The organism is Bacillus paramobilis (genome assembly GCF_038096195.1).
Lineage (GTDB): Bacteria > Bacillota > Bacilli > Bacillales > Bacillaceae_G > Bacillus_A > Bacillus_A mobilis.
Map to the genome: position 1 here is coordinate 3258806 of NZ_CP151108.1, position 16829 is coordinate 3275634.

17 protein-coding genes and 1 pseudogene are annotated in these 16829 nt (G+C 34.8%); 3 read left to right on the top strand and 15 right to left on the bottom strand.

What is annotated here, in order from left to right; genetic code table 11:
- Positions 1–617 precede the first annotated feature (617 nt).
- The 7 genes and pseudogenes from AABL52_RS16695 to AABL52_RS16725 form a co-directional block, all read right to left on the bottom strand.
- Positions 618–740: pseudogene (locus tag AABL52_RS16695) on the bottom strand (histidine phosphatase family protein); the annotation flags it as partial.
- A 180-nt stretch (positions 741–920) separates the two neighbouring features.
- Positions 921–2225: a hypothetical protein gene (locus tag AABL52_RS16700; RefSeq protein WP_000715297.1), complete on the bottom strand. Its 1305-nt coding sequence runs from the start codon at positions 2223–2225 to the stop codon at positions 921–923.
- 304 nt (positions 2226–2529) lie between these two features.
- Positions 2530–3219, bottom strand: a complete 690-nt coding sequence (locus tag AABL52_RS16705) for a hypothetical protein (protein WP_341517987.1) — start codon at positions 3217–3219, stop codon at positions 2530–2532.
- Between the two features lie 192 nt (positions 3220–3411).
- A complete protein-coding gene (locus AABL52_RS16710) occupies positions 3412–4122 on the bottom strand; it encodes a hypothetical protein (protein ID WP_341517988.1) in 711 nt (236 codons plus the stop codon).
- Between the two features lie 318 nt (positions 4123–4440).
- Positions 4441–5706, bottom strand: coding sequence for a hypothetical protein (locus tag AABL52_RS16715; protein ID WP_341517989.1), 1266 nt, complete (start codon positions 5704–5706; stop codon positions 4441–4443).
- 312 nt (positions 5707–6018) lie between these two features.
- Positions 6019–6990, bottom strand: coding sequence for an SPFH domain-containing protein (locus AABL52_RS16720; protein ID WP_097845786.1), 972 nt, complete (start codon positions 6988–6990; stop codon positions 6019–6021).
- A 2-nt stretch (positions 6991–6992) separates the two neighbouring features.
- Positions 6993–7421 (bottom strand): NfeD family protein, encoded by a 429-nt coding sequence (locus tag AABL52_RS16725; RefSeq protein ID WP_088029544.1) that lies wholly within the window; start codon positions 7419–7421, stop codon positions 6993–6995.
- 273 nt (positions 7422–7694) lie between these two features.
- Here AABL52_RS16725 and AABL52_RS16730 point away from each other — a divergent pair, with 273 nt between their 5' ends.
- On the top strand, positions 7695–8912 hold the full coding sequence (locus AABL52_RS16730; RefSeq protein WP_341517990.1) for an MFS transporter: 1218 nt from the start codon (positions 7695–7697) through the stop codon (positions 8910–8912).
- A 50-nt stretch (positions 8913–8962) separates the two neighbouring features.
- On the opposite strand, the gene AABL52_RS16735 is transcribed toward AABL52_RS16730, so the two are convergent.
- The 5 genes from AABL52_RS16735 to spoIIP all read right to left on the bottom strand — a co-directional run bounded on the left by AABL52_RS16735 (position 8963) and on the right by spoIIP (position 13724).
- Positions 8963–10438, bottom strand: a complete 1476-nt coding sequence (locus tag AABL52_RS16735; RefSeq protein ID WP_341517991.1) for an amidase family protein — start codon at positions 10436–10438, stop codon at positions 8963–8965.
- Positions 10439–10625: 187 nt separating this feature from the next.
- Positions 10626–11072: an NUDIX hydrolase gene (locus AABL52_RS16740; RefSeq protein ID WP_000217582.1), complete on the bottom strand. Its 447-nt coding sequence runs from the start codon at positions 11070–11072 to the stop codon at positions 10626–10628.
- 23 nt (positions 11073–11095) lie between these two features.
- Positions 11096–11836 carry a M15 family metallopeptidase gene (locus AABL52_RS16745; protein ID WP_000747713.1) on the bottom strand — a complete coding sequence of 247 codons (741 nt, stop codon included), beginning with the start codon at positions 11834–11836 and terminating at the stop codon, positions 11096–11098.
- An 11-nt stretch (positions 11837–11847) separates the two neighbouring features.
- Entirely contained in the window at positions 11848–12345 is a 498-nt protein-coding gene (locus AABL52_RS16750) for a GNAT family N-acetyltransferase (protein ID WP_341517992.1), read from the bottom strand.
- A 224-nt stretch (positions 12346–12569) separates the two neighbouring features.
- A complete protein-coding gene (gene spoIIP / locus AABL52_RS16755) occupies positions 12570–13724 on the bottom strand; it encodes a stage II sporulation protein SpoIIP (protein ID WP_341517993.1) in 1155 nt (384 codons plus the stop codon).
- Between the two features lie 89 nt (positions 13725–13813).
- Between spoIIP and AABL52_RS16760 the strand changes: the two genes are divergently transcribed.
- Both AABL52_RS16760 and AABL52_RS16765 read left to right on the top strand, forming a co-directional pair.
- Positions 13814–14110: a hypothetical protein gene (locus AABL52_RS16760; RefSeq protein WP_097845793.1), complete on the top strand. Its 297-nt coding sequence runs from the start codon at positions 13814–13816 to the stop codon at positions 14108–14110.
- Positions 14111–14114: 4 nt separating this feature from the next.
- Positions 14115–14420 (top strand): permease, encoded by a 306-nt coding sequence (locus tag AABL52_RS16765; protein ID WP_340421576.1) that lies wholly within the window; start codon positions 14115–14117, stop codon positions 14418–14420.
- Here AABL52_RS16765 and AABL52_RS16770 read toward each other — a convergent pair.
- From AABL52_RS16770 to brnQ4, 3 genes are all read right to left on the bottom strand, one after another.
- Positions 14393–14920: a DUF1572 domain-containing protein gene (locus AABL52_RS16770; RefSeq protein ID WP_000351100.1), complete on the bottom strand. Its 528-nt coding sequence runs from the start codon at positions 14918–14920 to the stop codon at positions 14393–14395. The two genes, AABL52_RS16765 and AABL52_RS16770, sit on opposite strands and share 28 nt — an antisense overlap.
- A 17-nt stretch (positions 14921–14937) precedes the next feature.
- Positions 14938–15267 (bottom strand): chaperone CsaA, encoded by a 330-nt coding sequence (gene csaA, locus AABL52_RS16775; protein ID WP_071721684.1) that lies wholly within the window; start codon positions 15265–15267, stop codon positions 14938–14940.
- Between the two features lie 68 nt (positions 15268–15335).
- Positions 15336–16673, bottom strand: coding sequence for a branched-chain amino acid transport system II carrier protein BrnQ4 (gene brnQ4, locus AABL52_RS16780; protein ID WP_423250482.1), 1338 nt, complete (start codon positions 16671–16673; stop codon positions 15336–15338).
- Positions 16674–16829: the final 156 nt, after the last annotated feature.

Here is a 16829-nt window from a genome sequence, read left to right on the forward strand (position 1 = left end):
AGATTTGTTCTTCTGAATCGTAGCGTGTTCCACCAGCATTCTCCTAAGACTACCAGGATACAAACCTGTTAATTCCGATACTTGACTAACTCGTGAAAATTTCATTATTATTCTCACCTCATTGAACTAAATACAGAACTTACGTTCGATAAATTCAATAAAGTTTGATAGATTCAATAAAATTTATCTTGTTCAACTAAGGGCGCAATTCCTTAGCCAGTTCTCTTATGAACTTCTCATGTTTTCACATGAGCGCAGACTATATGTTTATCTACTTAGAGATAGAGGATTTTTCCACCACCATAGGCTTGTGATGTACTCTCGTCAGTTATACGAGATAGTCGTTGAACGTTCATCTTATCCATTTTGACTTAGATGATTCGAGGCGGAAGACCCATTGTTCTAGTGTTTAGGTTTTAACCTTGCACCATCTGATTGATTTTTTCTGCTTTCGCAACATTCACGCTCGCTATTTCTAGCCACGTTGTAGTTCAATTAGCTTTAGGGATTGCCCGCAGTTAACCCTCACTACTAGCCAATCACTTGACTAGCAGGGCTTACTGATATATTTAATTAACTTTCGTTATAATTGGTTAAATAAATCGTAATAGTTAGTTACCCTTTTCTGTTAATTCAAAGTCAGCTCGTCCTTCATGTACATGTAAAATATCTGCTTGGGATTCACCGTGACGTATTAATAATATTTGCACTTGTTTCCCACTCCCTCGTTTAATATCCACAAAATCCCATTATATCATATTTTAAATTTTCTTTAACAAAATATATTACTTTGACAGTTTTTTAATCCATCTAGTAAACGTGTTACTCCACTTAACAATTCCAAGCACTCTAAACTTATTATTCTTTCAATAGTGACAAACAAAAAAGTCCTATATATAAGTATAGGACTTTTTTGTCTATTAAAATTCAGCTTGAGCTGTCTTTATCAATTGGGCTTTGTAAGATACAATTCCTTTTCCTTCTGTCACACTTTCACGTTCACTTTTGAGGTCGATTGTTGCATTTTCACCGTTAATAACTAATGTCCCAGTTCCTTTTGTACCAGTGTCATCTGTCCAATCAAATATCCAGGTTGTTTCATTTTGTTTTGTAGCCTTTGTTTCGAACATACCGGTAAATTTATTATTTAGGCGCTGTTCTACATTCAGCGTAGCTTTATCTATATTCGGATTAGATTCAGTAGTTCCCCATGTTTGAATGAATACACTTACCTGATTCTCACTATTACTATCAACAGGGTCGAAGAACGCCTTTAGCGGTTTTGATTGTTCCGTATTGTTAATTGGTCCATCATTTGGGTTATTGCCATTAGGCTGATTTGTTCCTGCGTTGCTATCAGACTTTGGCGTTGCTTGCTTTGCTCTTTCTTCCTCCATTGCTTTTTCTGACGATCTTGTTAGGACAATTGGATAATCCCCTTGAGTAATGCGTATTTTATCCTTATTAAGTATTTCTAACTTAAATTCTAAAGCTGGTTCTTGATGCGTACCAGGATACATAAATGTATATTCCGGTTTTCCTGAAAGAACATTTTTTTGTATATTTTTAAAATTCACTACTGCAGTGTAGTCCGTTTCATATAAAGCCATTGCAGAAACTTCAATTATATTTTGACCTTTTTCAACTATCTTATAAAAATAAGTTTTATCCTTTTCGCTCTGCCACATTCCTTTTAGCCCTTTTGTTGCATCTAAAGCATAATCCTTAATTGTGATAGTTATCTTTCTTGTTAATTCTCCATTATACTTTTTATTTTTATAACTAACTTCAATTTCCACACTTTTTTTTGAAGGCGACTCGTTTACAATGATGTTCACTTGCCCACTATCGGTTATTTTTGCCTTAACAACATTTTCGTCTTTTGATTTAACAGATAGAAATTCCTTTTCATCTACTCCTAAGTTTATCGTATTTTCTTTCGCTGTTCCTTCATCGTATAATCTTACGGATAAATCAATATTTTTTTCTTCACCAGTCTTCAGCAATACTTCATTAGGATTTGTAATAAGTTCCTTGGCTATTATATTTGCATCCGATTTTTCCACATTCACATTTGTTTTTTGTTCTTCTTTCTTCGGTTCTGTTTGCTTCTTCTCAGTTTGCTGTCGCTCTGTATTCGTTTTTGCCCCCTGTGATTGATACACAAAAATTGCAGCCATACACACAATAATAATCCCTATTAAAATAATAATTCCCTTTTTCACAAATTCCCCTCAATTCTACTTTTGATAACTATTTATATATAAAATTGACTAAGACATTTAAAATATATTACAAATCACAAACATATAAAACATTTATTTTGAATATTTTTTATTTTCCCTCAAAAAGCAGGTATAAAATAAATAACGCATTGCAAGACTAAGAAATTAATAAATATATTATTGTACACAATATAAATAAAACACCATCATAAGATGGTGTTTTTCCTTATCTATCGCATCTACAATATCGTTCCGGTTGACCGCAGGTATCACAGCATTCACACGGATACGAGTCGCATTAACTTCAACACATGCATGGATGTACATTACATTCGCTGCAACAACAGCAATTGCGTTCAACTTCACCACACCCGAAACAGCGAGCTGCATGTATCTCATCTTGATAGTCTCTTTCTTGTGGACTACGTCCTAAAATGTCATCAGCTGCATCCACCATATGTTCACAACCGCTTTGTTGTCTATAAAAGCGTGCACTCTCCTCAACTTGCCTCATTTGTTCTTTCTGTTCTTCCTCTAATTTTTGAGCATTCTGTATCATTGCATTTATTTGAGCAAGCCCAGAATTATTCAGGTTATTTTGTACATCATAATCGTTATTATGTTCATAAGTACCACTATATCCGCCATACCCTGTATTGGCGGGCCTTATTATAGGTTCCCTAATTGGATTACTGTTAAAACCTCCGCCATAATTCCTTTTATCATTTTGTTCTTTTTTTCTCGTTGTATCATACAATATTCCTGCTGCAAATAATGCAAGCAAGATGGCAAAAGCACCAAAAAGAATCGAAATAGATACAGCCACCAAGAATAACAAAACAGTACCTAAAAAAAACAATACACTTTTTACATTTTTGTATACAATTGTAGAAATCACAATAATTAAAATACAACTATATTCTATGATTGCAGCGCTTGGTAGATCAAAGTAATACCAAATGATCGGTATAATTGTTGCTAATATTACCCACATAAATTCTTCCCCCTTGTTTTCCTCTCTTACATATCATAAGAAATATATTACAAAAAATAAATGTATATTATTATTTTTCTTAGAAAAAAAGACACATATAAGAAAAACGATAGAAATATATATCATTTTTTTCTATCAATAAAACGTGTAGACACAATAAACAGCGGAATTATAATTCCACTGTTTGCTGTTTTACTTAATATTAATTCCGAATTTATCTCCAAATTTCAAATCAGCATTAGGAGCAATAGTAATTACGGCCTGACCTTTCTTAATAGCATGTAATGTATATTCCTCAACAGGTATTGCAACTCTGCCTTCATGAGGAACTTCATCCATACTTAACGTATCCGCACTTACTAAGATTTTAAGCGGCTGATCTGGGTCCATATTCTTATGGTGGAGTTTTAACGTCTGCCCTACTGACATTTGTAAAAGTCCATCCGCCCCTGGAATATGCCAAATCACTTTATTAGTCCCTTTTTCTATTTCAAAATCTATAATGTACTCTCCATTCTCCCCAATCTTGACTTGATTATCATCATCTGCTGTTTTACCTGCTGATTCAGTTTGTGCTTTAGTTTTACTCTCTTTTTCAACCTGTTTAACACCACTAGAATCTGTAGGCTTACTTTCTTCTGTAATTTGTTTTACATTACCTGCAACAGTCTGCTCCTTAGGTTTATTCTGTTCAGCTTGTTGTTTCTCACTACTTGATGTAGCTTGCTCCTTCGGTTTACTTTCTTCAGTTTGTGACTTTTCACTACTCGATTCAGTTTGTTGTTCCTCACTACTTGATACCGATTGCTCCTTCGGTTTGCTCTCCTCGATGGTTTGTTGTTTTTCACCGCATCCTGATAATGAAATCAGTATTACAATAAGTAAAAACCAGCCTTTGCGCATATAACCAATCTCCTTCCCCTTGTATACATGTACTTTCTAATATTCCTCCATCTAGCATGTTGATTTGTATTCTTTTATTCAACAAATCTCTCCCAAAAAGCGCACCGCATACGGAATCTCCATTAAATGATTTTCTTAAAAAATAATTAAATCAAACTTTGATCCACCTCATTATGGTAAATAATTCTATGTACTTACTTTTTCCAAACACCCTAAACCTACAATTATTCCAAAAGAATCAAATAAGAAAACTCCTATCTATACGTATAAGATTGGACTTTCCTCGTCTTTTAGAATTCTTGGCTGTGCTGTTTTTTACTAGTCCTTTTTAAGTTTTACGTTTTGAGTTATGATTCCTCTTCCTTCAATGCTATTTCGATTTCCTTTTAAGTCTAACGTTACGTTGCCTTCTTGGAATGTAATAGTACCTGTTCCTTTGGTTTCAAAGTTATCAACCCATGTGAATGACCATGTGGAATCATTTTGCTTTATAGCATTCGATGTAAATATCCCCATCATTGAAGTTGTTATTCCGTTACTATTATTAGACCGCTGTTCTACTTGGATTGTTGCATTTTCATCATCAATCATGGTAAACAAAGCGCTGACAAGAAGTTTATCTTCACTTTGGATATTATAATACTCTCCATTTGGTTTGTTATTTTGACTTGTTTTTGCATTATTATCTTGTTTTGGTTGTGTATTGGTGCCTTGATCCCCTCCAACAGGAACTAACTGCTGCGCTTGTTCGAATTCTTGTTTAGACGATTTCATCAAATTCAATATATCTTTCCCTTTGTGCACAATAATTTTGTTTACACTAACTTTCACTAGTGTGAATTCTTCATCTGGTGGTATATCTCCATCTTGTGCGTACACCTGTGTATACTTCATTTTTCCGGATAATTCTTTTTGCTTATATGCATTAAATTGAACATCACCTGTATACCAGATTTCATACAGATCAAACGCTTGAAACTCTATATTTTTTGAGTTTTTCTTATTTATTTTCACAAACAATTTTTTATTATTTTCATCGCGCCAATAACCTTCTAATCCTTGTGTTACATTTGTTTGCTGGGTGTTAATTGTAATAGGTATCTTTACTGTTGATTCTCTATTTTTCTTTTTATTTCTATAAGCGATCTCAATTTCCGTACTTTTTTGTGATGGAGACTCATTTGCAATAATTTTCACTTGTCCATTTTTCATTATATTCGCCTCTGCAACATCATCGTTTCTAGATTTAACGGATAGAAATTCTACTTCATCTACTCCTAGGTTAAACGTATTTTCTTTCGTTGTATTTTCATCATATAATTTTAAAGATAAAGTGACGCTCTTTTCTTCACCAGGTTTCAACGATACTTCTTTAGGATTTGGAATAAGTTCCTTAGCTATTGTATTTGCAACCGATTCCTCCACATCCACAGTTGTTTTTTGTTCATCTTTTTTCAGTTCTGTTTTCTTCGGCTCGGTTCGCTTTTGTTCTGTATTCGTTTTTCCCCCCTGTGATTGATACAGAAAAAATGCAGCCATACACACAATCATAATCCCTATCAAAATAATAATTCCCTTTTTCACAAATTCCCCTCAATTCTATACTACTTAATAACTACTCTTTCTTTTCTACTTTTGATAAATATTTACATGTAAAATCGTCTAAGACATTTAAAATATATTACAAATCACAAATATTTAAAACGTTTATTTTGAATATTTTTTACTTTCTGTTAAATATTAGTATGAAATTAAAAACGTCGAGAAATATTACTTATAAACAGCTAGGCAACTAATTACAACGCTGTGCATCCAAACAATGATAAACACTGTCCACTATTATTACACGAACCAAAAATAAAAAGAGAAATGGCATCCCATTTCTCTTTTTCACTCTTATTGTTCTTTTGGTTTATCTGAAGAAGGCAATTTCTTCGCTTGTTTTTCTTTAAAGATTTCTCCAATTGCCCCAAGAGTACCAAGCGTCTCAATTGCATTAGACGGAATAAAGACTTTATTTGCTGGTCCTTTCGCAACCTCAATCAATGATTCAAATGATTTATAAGCAAGTACGCGTTCATCTAAATCTGCTGCACGAAGTAATTCAATTCGATTTTGTTCTGCTTTTGCAATTTCCTCAATCGCTCTTGCTTCCCCTTGCGCTTCTAGTTCCTTTGCTTCTTTTATACCTTCAGCTTCTCGAATACGTGCTTCTTTATCCCCTTCAGCCATTAATATTTTACTTTGCTTTTCCCCTTCAGCACGAAGGACTTTATCTTGTTTTGCAGCTTCCGCTTCTAAAATGATCGCACGTTTATTACGTTCTGCTTTCATTTGTTTTTCCATTGATGCTTGCACATCTTTCGGCGGATTAATATCAACAACTTCAACACGTTCAATACGAACGCCCCATTTTTCTGTTGCTTCATCAAGTGCTAAGCGAATTTCTGTTGAAATTTTTTCACGACCAGATAACGTTTCATCCAGTTCCATTTTACCGATAATTTGGCGCATCGTTGCAGAAGTAATGTTACGAACACCATATTCATAGTTCGAAATACCATATGTCGCAAGTTCTGGTTCCACAATTTGATAGAAAATAATTGTATCAATTTCTACTTGTACATTATCTTTCGTAATTACCTTCTGCGGTGGTACATTCGTTTGTTGAATACGTAAGTCATGATATACACGAACGCGGTCTACAATTGGTATTAATAAATTTAATCCCGGCTGCATAATACGCTGAAACTTACCAAATCTCTCCACGACTCCAACTTTTTGCTGTGGAATAATTTTAATTGTTAATGCGATAAATGTAACAACAATTAGTGCGAAAATAATCGTTAATGTTAATGCTACTGCCATATTTATTCACTCTCCTTTTTTACTTGTAATATAGTACTATTCCTCTTTATAACAATAACTTTTTCTCCAGCATCAATTGGATCATCTGCAATAGCTGTCCAAGTATCTCCATCCACCTTCACAATACCATTCGCTTCATTTGTAATCGCTTGCATAATAATCCCCTTTTTACCAACTAGCATATCTACTGTATCAGTAAAACCTTTTGCTTCTCGAAAGTTTTTTGAAATTCTTTTTGTAAAGAAAGTCAATGTTAAACTTACAATCGCACCAGCAATAACTTGTAACAGTAGTGCATCAGGAGCAAACAAAGCAATTAGACCTCCGACAACAGCTCCAATTCCAAGCCAAAGCATATAAAACGTAATCGACAACATTTCTGCAATAAATAAAATACCAGCTATTATAAACCAAATTACCCAAGCAGCCATATACAACCCTCACTTTCTTTCTCATTTTCTATATGTATATGAAAAAAAGAATGGTTTATCCGCCCTTTCTTATACGCGGGCGCTTACTACAAGCTATTGTACATATTCACTGTTATAATGAGTATTATTAAAATACTATATTAATATATTCTTCATTATACATGAAAATCCCTTTCAAAAAGTGACAAAAAATTAAATTCTTTCGAAAATTTAATTTTCAAATTATAATTATTCTAACTAGTGGAATTTTTTCAAAGAAAGCGGTGTATTTATTTGCATAATCGTTCATTAACTTACTATTTAGGATCAAAAATATGCATTACTCTCGCTGACATCGTATACATTATGATTATTACAACCCATATGTATATCACAACGAAATCAGCAACATTAACTGCTCTGTTTCCATTACTCCAAGTCATAACTAATCTTATAGCAAATACATCTGCACCACTTATAATGAATCGTTTTCCATCTTATTCATTACTTTTTACACTACAATGGACAAAAACTGCTCTATTATTTTTATTAATGACATTATTCCCAGCCTTGTCCACAAACATTGTAGCACTATTCATTTTCATTTTTTTCATTTCATTATGTAGCGGCTGGAGCGCACCATTATTATACAGTATCCTGCCTCGCCTTACACGAAAAGAAAAATTAGTAAAAGTAAATAGTATTTTTTCCTTTTCCACACAAATCGCGCAAGCCGCTGCTTATTCATTTACAAGTGTTATTGTTCTTCAAATCGGCGCCACTTCTACACTTATGATGAATAACATATTGATGATCTTTGGATGTGTTGCACTACACGCTTCATTACGTTCCATACATACTGAACGAATAATAGAGTCTTCTTCTTCAAAAGGCGCTGCTTTATTGGAAGGTTGGAAACTCTTATTTCGGAATCCTTCTCTCCGTACCGTTACATGTATGGACTTAATTGAAACTTTCGCAGGGACGATATGGATCGGTGCTATTACGATGGCTTATGTAACGACTGTCCTTCATAAAGGCGAAGAATGGTGGGGATATATTAATACAAGTTATTATGTTGGGACGTTAATTGGCGGGATATTAGCGTGGAAAATGAGTACATACATTCAAAACAATTTAATACGCTCCATGGCGATAGGCTCTCTTATGTTCAGTATTCTTACATTTTTATATGGTATGACAAGTAGCGGGTTTATTGCGCTTTTTCTATGCGTTCTAATGGGTCCTTGTTATCAAATTAGAGATATTTCTCAAACGACAGTGCTACAATCAAGCGTCGCCCCCACTTTACTATCAAAAATGTATACAGCTCATGGTGCACTCCTCTCGACAGCTTCTGGTCTTTCTATGCTTAGCGTTGGAATTATTACCGATTTGTTTGGTGTTCGTACGATTTATATCATCGCTGCTTTTCTTATTTTATGTTCTGCTTGTTTATCTTTTAGCCTATTAAAATATCATAAGACAGATCAAAAAGATATTTCAATGTAATCAATAAAGTAAAAAGGACAGGAACTCCTGTCCTTTTTACTTTATTCTATTTATGACAAACCCGGAATCTCCCTATGTTTTGTCGCTTGTTCAAAAGCATATGCTAGTTTAATCAAGATCCCCTCAGAAAAAGCCGTGCTTGCAAGAGTAATTCCAAACGGTCTCCCGTTATCCATATATCCCGCCGGTATCGCTATAGACGGATAACCTGCTTTCGCACATATAGTGGAGCCGATATAGGAAGGGAATAAAATCGCATCGAGATTATATTTTTTCAGTGCAAAGTCAATACCTTGTTCTTGCGAAAAATATATATCTTCTAATCTTGCGTTTATATATTCAGGATTGCTTAACGTATTGGGAAAATCTTTTCTTCCTTCTAACTTAGTTTGCCCATATTTCAAAGCTCTTTCTGCTATGTTCTCGTTAAACTTCATTAACTCTGAAATAGAATGTACCGGAATAGTAGAAGGTAATTTCGAAAGATAGTTATCTAAACTATGCTTTAGTTCATAAAGCGGAACTCCCCAGCTCCATTCTCTATGAAAAGAAAGAATATCAATATTTTCTACTACTGTTGCTCCCTTACTACGCAATACTTCAATTGTTTCCTTAAACAATTTTTCATCATACTCACCAGATTCATAATAATCTTTTGGCGCATTGCTATATACACCAATCTTCGCTCCATGTAAGCCATTAACATCAAGATATTTTGTATAATCATGTTCTGCTATACCTTCACTTTTATGAGTAGCTACATCCTTCTCATCTACCCCAGTTAAACTCCCTAGCAAAATAGAAGCATCTGTTACTGTTCTCGCAAATGGACCTGCTGTATCTTGCGAATACGTAAACGGAATAATGCCTCTACGACTAATTAGACCGACAGTCGGTTTAATACCGACTACAGAATTTTGAACAGCTGGACTTAAGATAGAAGCATCCGTTTCTGTTCCAACAGATACTACTGTAAAGTTAGCAGCAACTGCTATCGCAGATCCTGTACTTGAGCCACCAACAAACATATCATCCTCACCTGTACCGTAAGGGTTTATTGTTTGTCCACCTCTTGCACTATATCCAGCCCACATGTCAAATGACATTGCATTTGCTAACTCTGTCATATTTGTCTTCCCTATTATGACTGCTCCTGCTTCTCGCAGTTTCGTAACGAGAAATGCATCCTCACTACTAATATTTTGTTCCAAGGCAATCGTACCTGCACTTGTATGCATAGAATCATTCGTTTCAATATTGTCCTTAAGTAAAACAGGTATACCATGTAATGGACCTCTTATACCTTTTATCTTTCTTTCATAATCTAACGCTTCTGCAATAAAAACAGCATCTGGATTGATTTCTAAAATAGAATTAATTTTTGGTCCGTCTTGATCATATTTTGCAATTCTATGAAGATAATACATAACTAATTCTTTTGAAGTTAATTGTCCAGCTTCCATCGCTACTTGTATTTCATGAATTGTTAATTCTTTTTGTAATTGTGTGTTGAACTGAATCTCCATCTTCATTCTCCTTCTATAAAGCCTTTTATTGATATCATGTATCTATTTACTTGTTCATTTTCTCCGCTCCTCGCATATACAACTACAATCCAATTAAAAGAATTCAACTTACCAATGTAAAAACCTTTTATTTCCTGAAAAATATAAAAAGTCTGAAACGAGTTCACCTTCGCTTCAGACTCTTTTACTACTTTACACATACCTCATCTAGCAAATGTAAAAACTCCCCTTGTTTCCCGGCTAATTCAGGGCATTTTGCAATATCAATCCATTCGTAGCAAAATACTAAACCTTCATCTTCCTCACCAGCACTTACAATATGTTCCCAATCATCTTTTACATCTGTTAGTAACGTTACATGGAAGAAATGGCGCTTTTGATATTCTTTTTTGTCTTTCACAAGTATGATGTAATCGGCTAGGAATCTTTCTATGCATAAATGGCGTAATCCAGATTCTTCTTGTACTTCACGTAAAAGCGCCGCTTCTAACGTTTCCCCTTCGTCAACTGTTCCCCCTGGTATTTGTATACCAGCTTCAGGTATATCACGATGTTTAAAAACAAGCAGTTGCATAACTCCTTCTTTTTCTCTTGTTACATATGCGTGTACTTTTTTCTTATATAACACCGTCATAATCCTTCTCTCCCCTCAATTGTTCACTGCGTTACTTCTTCAAGTGTCAGTTGATTTTCATATAAATATGTAGCTTGTGGATTTCCCACATACCTCACATGCCATGGTTCATATCGATAACCTGTAAGCGATTCTTTCTCTTTTGTATATCGAATGACAAAACCAAATTTATGGGCATTTTCAGAAAGCCACTGCCCTTCTTTCGTTTCGCCAAAAATTGTCTCTAATTGAAACTTAGCAGATTGAGATGTAATATCCATAGCTAGTCCAGTTTGATGTTCACTTGTTCCAGGAACTGCGCTAGACATCGCTGTTTTTGCTTCTCCATCTTGTTTTTTATACATCGTATTTAATGCTTTTTGTCGATCAAAAGATCTAAATCCAGAAACCGCAAAAAGAAAAGCGCCCTCCTTATCAGCTTGCTGAAACATTTCCTCAAGCGCACCTGCTGCCTCTTTTCTCATTTTTTTCTTTTCTTGATCACCTTCACTTGAGTAACGCACTTTCGGAATAACTAAATCTGGCGGTCTATATCCATCTGGTAAACGCCTATTTTTATTCACAAGCACAAGCATCGAATTTGGATTACTAATTACCGCAATATCTCCATCCATATTCGCAATCGTTTCTTTCGCTTTTGGAAATATGTTATTTACATTTACCTCACGCGCCTGCTTATCCTTATACATTTTATAATTGATTCCTGCTACTCCAACAATGAGTATCATCGCTATGATACCAAGTAGTGTCCATCTTTTTTTCATATAACGACCTCTTATTTTAATAATTTGGCCATTTCATACTCATCGATGTTCTCTCCATCGATAATAAGAGCAGCTCTTTTGACACCTTCTTTCTCAAATCCAGCTTTTGTATATAGTGCCTGAGCTCTTGTATTGTGGGCCATTACCGTTAATTCTAAACGCCATATATCATGTAATCTTGCCCACTTCTCAGCCTCTTTAAACAATCTCGTCCCAATACCTCGCCCGCTATACTCTTGCAAAATACCAATTACAATACCTGCTACATGTCTTTTTCTTTGAATATGATTTCCATTCACTAAAATAAACCCTACTATTCTCTCATCTTTAACTGCTACAAATATCGTTGCATACTTATTTTCTATAAAGCGATGAATCATTTGTTCTTGTTGCTCGGCTGTAAATCTTCTTTCTCCTGGTTCATATAACATAAATTTCGTTTCTTCATCTAATTTCTTACTTAATTGCAAAAATGGTGCTGCATCTTCTATTTTGATCTCCCTAATCACTTCTATCACCCTGCCAGTTTCATAATAAAAAGTTTTCCTTGTAAAAAGATTTTCTCTATTTCCCTGAAAATCCCTTTGTAAATCTCCCAGTATAATTTGACAAATTTCGATATTACTATAGCAACGACAAATTATGTCTATTCTGTGACGTCTCATCATTACAAAAAAAACGCAAGCTTTACACTCACGTTTTTTCAAACTCTCCCACTCATTTATGTTTCACTTTATCCATTCACCTTTTCTGCCTGCCAGAAATATTCACCAAACGCTTTAGCAAGGGCATCAATCGATCTATTTAGTTCTTCCTCCGTATTATCTACGCCACCAACTTCAATTAATATTGCTTGCCCGGATAAGTCTTGATTGTAGACACCATTTCCTGTTTGGAATCCTTTTTGAATGACACCACGACTCATTCCTGGATACTTCTTACTAATCGTCTCATGTAAAGCTGTTGCTAATTGCAGGTTTTTTTCATAGTTTTTGTTTCCTTTCCCTATTACAAATGCAAGCTTCGCATATGATTTATCGCCAATGGTTTTTGTCGTAACATTCTTCCGAGCACTGTCACGGTGTAAGTCGAAAAAGTACTGCAGTTCTTTATTGCCAGTCATTGCTTCTTGTACAATTTCCCGTGACATTTTGTAAGAACTATTACTATTTAACCCTTTACTAATCAACTTTTGACCGATATCTGTCTTGTCGTTAGTAGCTCCGATCCCTTCGCTTACTAATTGTTCACGAAATCGATCGCCCACTATTGATATGTTCGTAACAGAACTGGTCGCTTTATTCGCATTTGGATCGTTTGCTAAATTAAGTAACGGCAAATAAGATTCCCAACTATGCGAATGATAAATAAACGCAATTTGTCTTTTTCCTGTCGTTTGAGCCGGTTGCTTTTTCTCTTTGTTCGTATCTGGCTTTTGAGCCTGTCCACCTTCACCAGTTCGTTCTTTTACTACTTCTTCAAGTGGAACGCTCGACTCTATCGGTAAGTTAGAATAATTTGTCCCTTCACCCGCAATTACAATTTCTGTATCGTACTTACCAAAACCAGGTAGCTCTTTGCCAACAAAACTGCGTACATCATTAAAACGAATATTCGTAGCCATCGAAAAGAGAAAAGAAGAAATCGAAAAATCTTGATTTAAATTTCGATACTCTTGTGTAAAATAATGATTCTCTTTCCCAAGAACGTACATGTAACCATTCATCGATAGCTCATTTAACCAATTATATAAATACGTTGACTTTGTCTCTTTCATAGAAGTTACCATCATACTAATAAGAAAGAAAGTCGCTAGTACTGTAGCAATAATAAATAAAACTAACTTACGTACACTTGTGAATTTCACATAAAAAAAGCCTCGATTCATACTATCACCCTCTCTATTCCAAGTTATGTACAAGCTCTAGAGAATAGACCGTCTAAATTCCGGCTATATTGTTTATGAGGTGAAATGAATTGAAGCTACTAATAGGAACATTACCCATTGTACTATCATTTATTTTTTATTGGTTTGCTAAGCATCATACAATCCGTGTTGCTTTACATCTTTCAGCGTACTTAGCACTTTATGTACTCGGTACAATTATTTCTATTAATATATATGATGTTTTAATACAAGATTTAGTTTTCATGACAAGCATTCATGGTATTTTACTAAATCCATTTTTTCTTATATCAGGAGCGTATATAGGGATATACACTTTATACTTACTTTTGTCTTACATGATTACAAATATGAGAAATGGGGCGTAACGAAATGCAACCACCATTCATCTGTCATATATGCAAAAAAAGAATTGCGCGAAAGAAAGATCTTATTACTGCCACATCGTACTTCCGCTTATTTTTATTTCACGGTAATTGTTTTAAACGACAGCAAGTGTTCATCTCACGATTTATTCCTGTGAATACACTTTTTAATTTCTTTCTTATTATATATGGACTTATTTTTGGCAGCATTCTTATGTTTACAGAGCCATCTATCATTTGGCTTATTTTTTTGTTTCCTATTCTATATCGGTTTCTTTCCTATTATTATGTTGAACGTTTTTTCTCTAAATAAAGTGCAGACTGTCCTTTCGGAATACTTAAACATTCCCACTCATTTTCTTTTAACATTTTACCGATGTAAATAATCTGTCCAATATGCAAAGCGTAATGAGAAATTTGTCTTTCAATTGCTTGCATAACAGTCTGTGCTTCACCGCGAATATATACCGTCTGTAATAAATGTTCCGGCGTTAGGACATTCATCGTTTTAAAAACATATTCCCATCCTTCATTCCATACTGTGAGTACCTCTTCCTTAGAATGATAGCCACCTTCAAATTCAGCATCTCGGTTACGATCTATTTTTTCACCATCAGATGTTAAAAAATCCGTCCATCTAGAACGCATGTTTCCGTTCAGATGTTTTATAATAACCGCTATGCTATTAGTTGCTTCATGAGAGGACCATTCAATCTGTTCATGCGATAATTGCGAAAGTACCCGTTCCCCTTGTTTCTTTGTTGCTTTAAAATTTGAAATGGCACATTGTAAATATTCTCGTCCAATATCCATGTTCCCCCGCCTTTACACTAACTAATTTTCGTTCCATTTGGTAATTCCATATTCGGCTGCAGTAATACGACATCACCAGCTTCAGGTACTCCTCCTAAAACAAGTACTTCTGATTTAAATCCAGCTACACGTTTTGGCGGAAAATTTACAACAGCAGCGATTTGCTGACCGATTAAATCTTCTGGGGTATATCTCTTCGTAATTTGAGCACTTGACTGCTTAACTCCAAGCTCTCCAAAATCAATTTTCAGTTTAATCGCTGGAACTCTCGCTTCTTTAAACTCCTCTGCATGTATTACAGTTCCAATTCTTACATCCAATGTCAAAAAATCTTCAAAATTAGCCATTTTATCATTCCTCCCATTTATTACTTAGACAAAATACTAAAATCCCCTTTTTAAAAAAAGAAAGGCGCCTAAGCACCTTTCTTTTGTAGTTCACTTGATTCATTTGATTTATAGAAGAAGAAACCGAGAATCCCGCCAATACATGATGGGATTAACCATCCTATTCCTTCTTTATATAATGGTAACATTTGTAACACGTTAGAAATCGCGTCAATTTTAATGTTCGCACTTTCTAAACCGCTAAAGAAACTAATTAACAATGCACCTAAAATAGCTCCAATATAAATTGTATTACGCTTCCCAATCCATTTATGGAAGTACGAAAGTACAATTAATACAATTGCAACTGGATAAATGACCATTAACACCGGTAAAGTAACTGCGATTAATTGTGTTAAACCTAGGTTAGATACAATTAAACTAAACACACATACCATTGTTACAATCGTTTTATGCGAAAGTTTTGGGAATAAGTTTGTAAAGAAGCCTGCACAAGCTGATGTTAATCCAACAGAAGTTGTTAAGCAAGCGAGTATAATAACAACCCCTAATAAAATTTTACCACTTGTTCCATATAACTCATTTACAACATTCGTTAAAATAAGCCCACCATTCTCTGATACACCAAGTGATGTACTCGTTGAACCAAGATAAGCAAGTGATAAATAGATTAACGTTAAACCAAGTACGGCAATAATACCTGATACTACTGTTATTTTTGCAACTTCACTACTCTCTTTTATCCCTTTAGAGCGTATAACTTGTACAACGACAATTCCAAATACGAGAGCACTAATTGCATCCATCGTTAAATATCCTTGTATAAATCCACCAAAGAAAGCATTTTCTTTGTATGCCGCTAGCGGCGCAGCTGGCTCTCCAATTGGATCAATAATTGCCTTTCCGACAATAACAGCAACAATCAATACTAACAATGGTGTAAGAAATTTTCCGAACCAATCCACTAATTTAGATGGATTTAATGATAAATACCACGTTATTCCGAAGAAAACTATCGTGAATAGAAACAGCATGTACCATTCTGAAACCAATGCCTCTGATAGAAATGGCTTCATACCCATTTCAAATGAAACGGCTCCCGTACGCGGAATCGCGAAAAATGGTCCAATCGCTAAATAACTAATCAATGGAAAAATAAACGCAAATATAGGGTGAACTCTAGAAGATAACGCTTTCAAGTCCCCCTCTACAAACGCGACAGCTGTTACAGCTAATAGGGGTAATCCGACTCCCGTTACAAGGAATCCAATTGTAGCAACCCAAACATTCTCTCCAGCTTGTTGCCCTAAAACTGGTGGGAAAATTAAATTTCCCGCTCCTAAAAATAGTGCAAATAGCATTAAACCAATCGCTACCGTATCACCTGGCCTTAAACGTCCCTTCATACTTTTCATTTGCATAGCACTTTTTCATTGTTTATCTCTATTTTCACAATATACTATGCATCCTCCTCTCTGCTCAAGATGATAAAATATGCCCCTTACAAAGCAGTGTCTTTCTCCATAATTTCTCCATTCCCCTTATTCTTACTCTAACTATTA

Bases quoted from the DNA above. Each gene is read 5' to 3' on its own strand.
- spoIIP (WP_341517993.1), bottom strand. From the start codon at position 13,724: ATGAATCGAGGCTTTTTTTATGTGAAATTCACAAGTGTACGTAAGTTA.
- AABL52_RS16720 (WP_097845786.1), bottom strand. From the start codon at position 6,990: ATGGCAGTAGCATTAACATTAACGATTATTTTCGCACTAATTGTTGTT.
- AABL52_RS16745 (WP_000747713.1), bottom strand. From the start codon at position 11,836: ATGAAAAAAAGATGGACACTACTTGGTATCATAGCGATGATACTCATT.
- AABL52_RS16705 (WP_341517987.1), bottom strand. From the start codon at position 3,219: ATGTGGGTAATATTAGCAACAATTATACCGATCATTTGGTATTACTTT.
- AABL52_RS16725 (WP_088029544.1), bottom strand. From the start codon at position 7,421: ATGGCTGCTTGGGTAATTTGGTTTATAATAGCTGGTATTTTATTTATT.
- AABL52_RS16710 (WP_341517988.1), bottom strand. From the start codon at position 4,122: ATGCGCAAAGGCTGGTTTTTACTTATTGTAATACTGATTTCATTATCA.
- AABL52_RS16770 (WP_000351100.1), bottom strand. From the start codon at position 14,920: ATGGATATTGGACGAGAATATTTACAATGTGCCATTTCAAATTTTAAA.
- csaA (WP_071721684.1), bottom strand. From the start codon at position 15,267: ATGGCTAATTTTGAAGATTTTTTGACATTGGATGTAAGAATTGGAACT.
- brnQ4 (WP_423250482.1), bottom strand. From the start codon at position 16,673: ATGAAGGGACGTTTAAGGCCAGGTGATACGGTAGCGATTGGTTTAATG.
- AABL52_RS16765 (WP_340421576.1), top strand. From the start codon at position 14,115: ATGCAACCACCATTCATCTGTCATATATGCAAAAAAAGAATTGCGCGA.
- AABL52_RS16740 (WP_000217582.1), bottom strand. From the start codon at position 11,072: ATGACGGTGTTATATAAGAAAAAAGTACACGCATATGTAACAAGAGAA.
- AABL52_RS16735 (WP_341517991.1), bottom strand. From the start codon at position 10,438: ATGGAGATTCAGTTCAACACACAATTACAAAAAGAATTAACAATTCAT.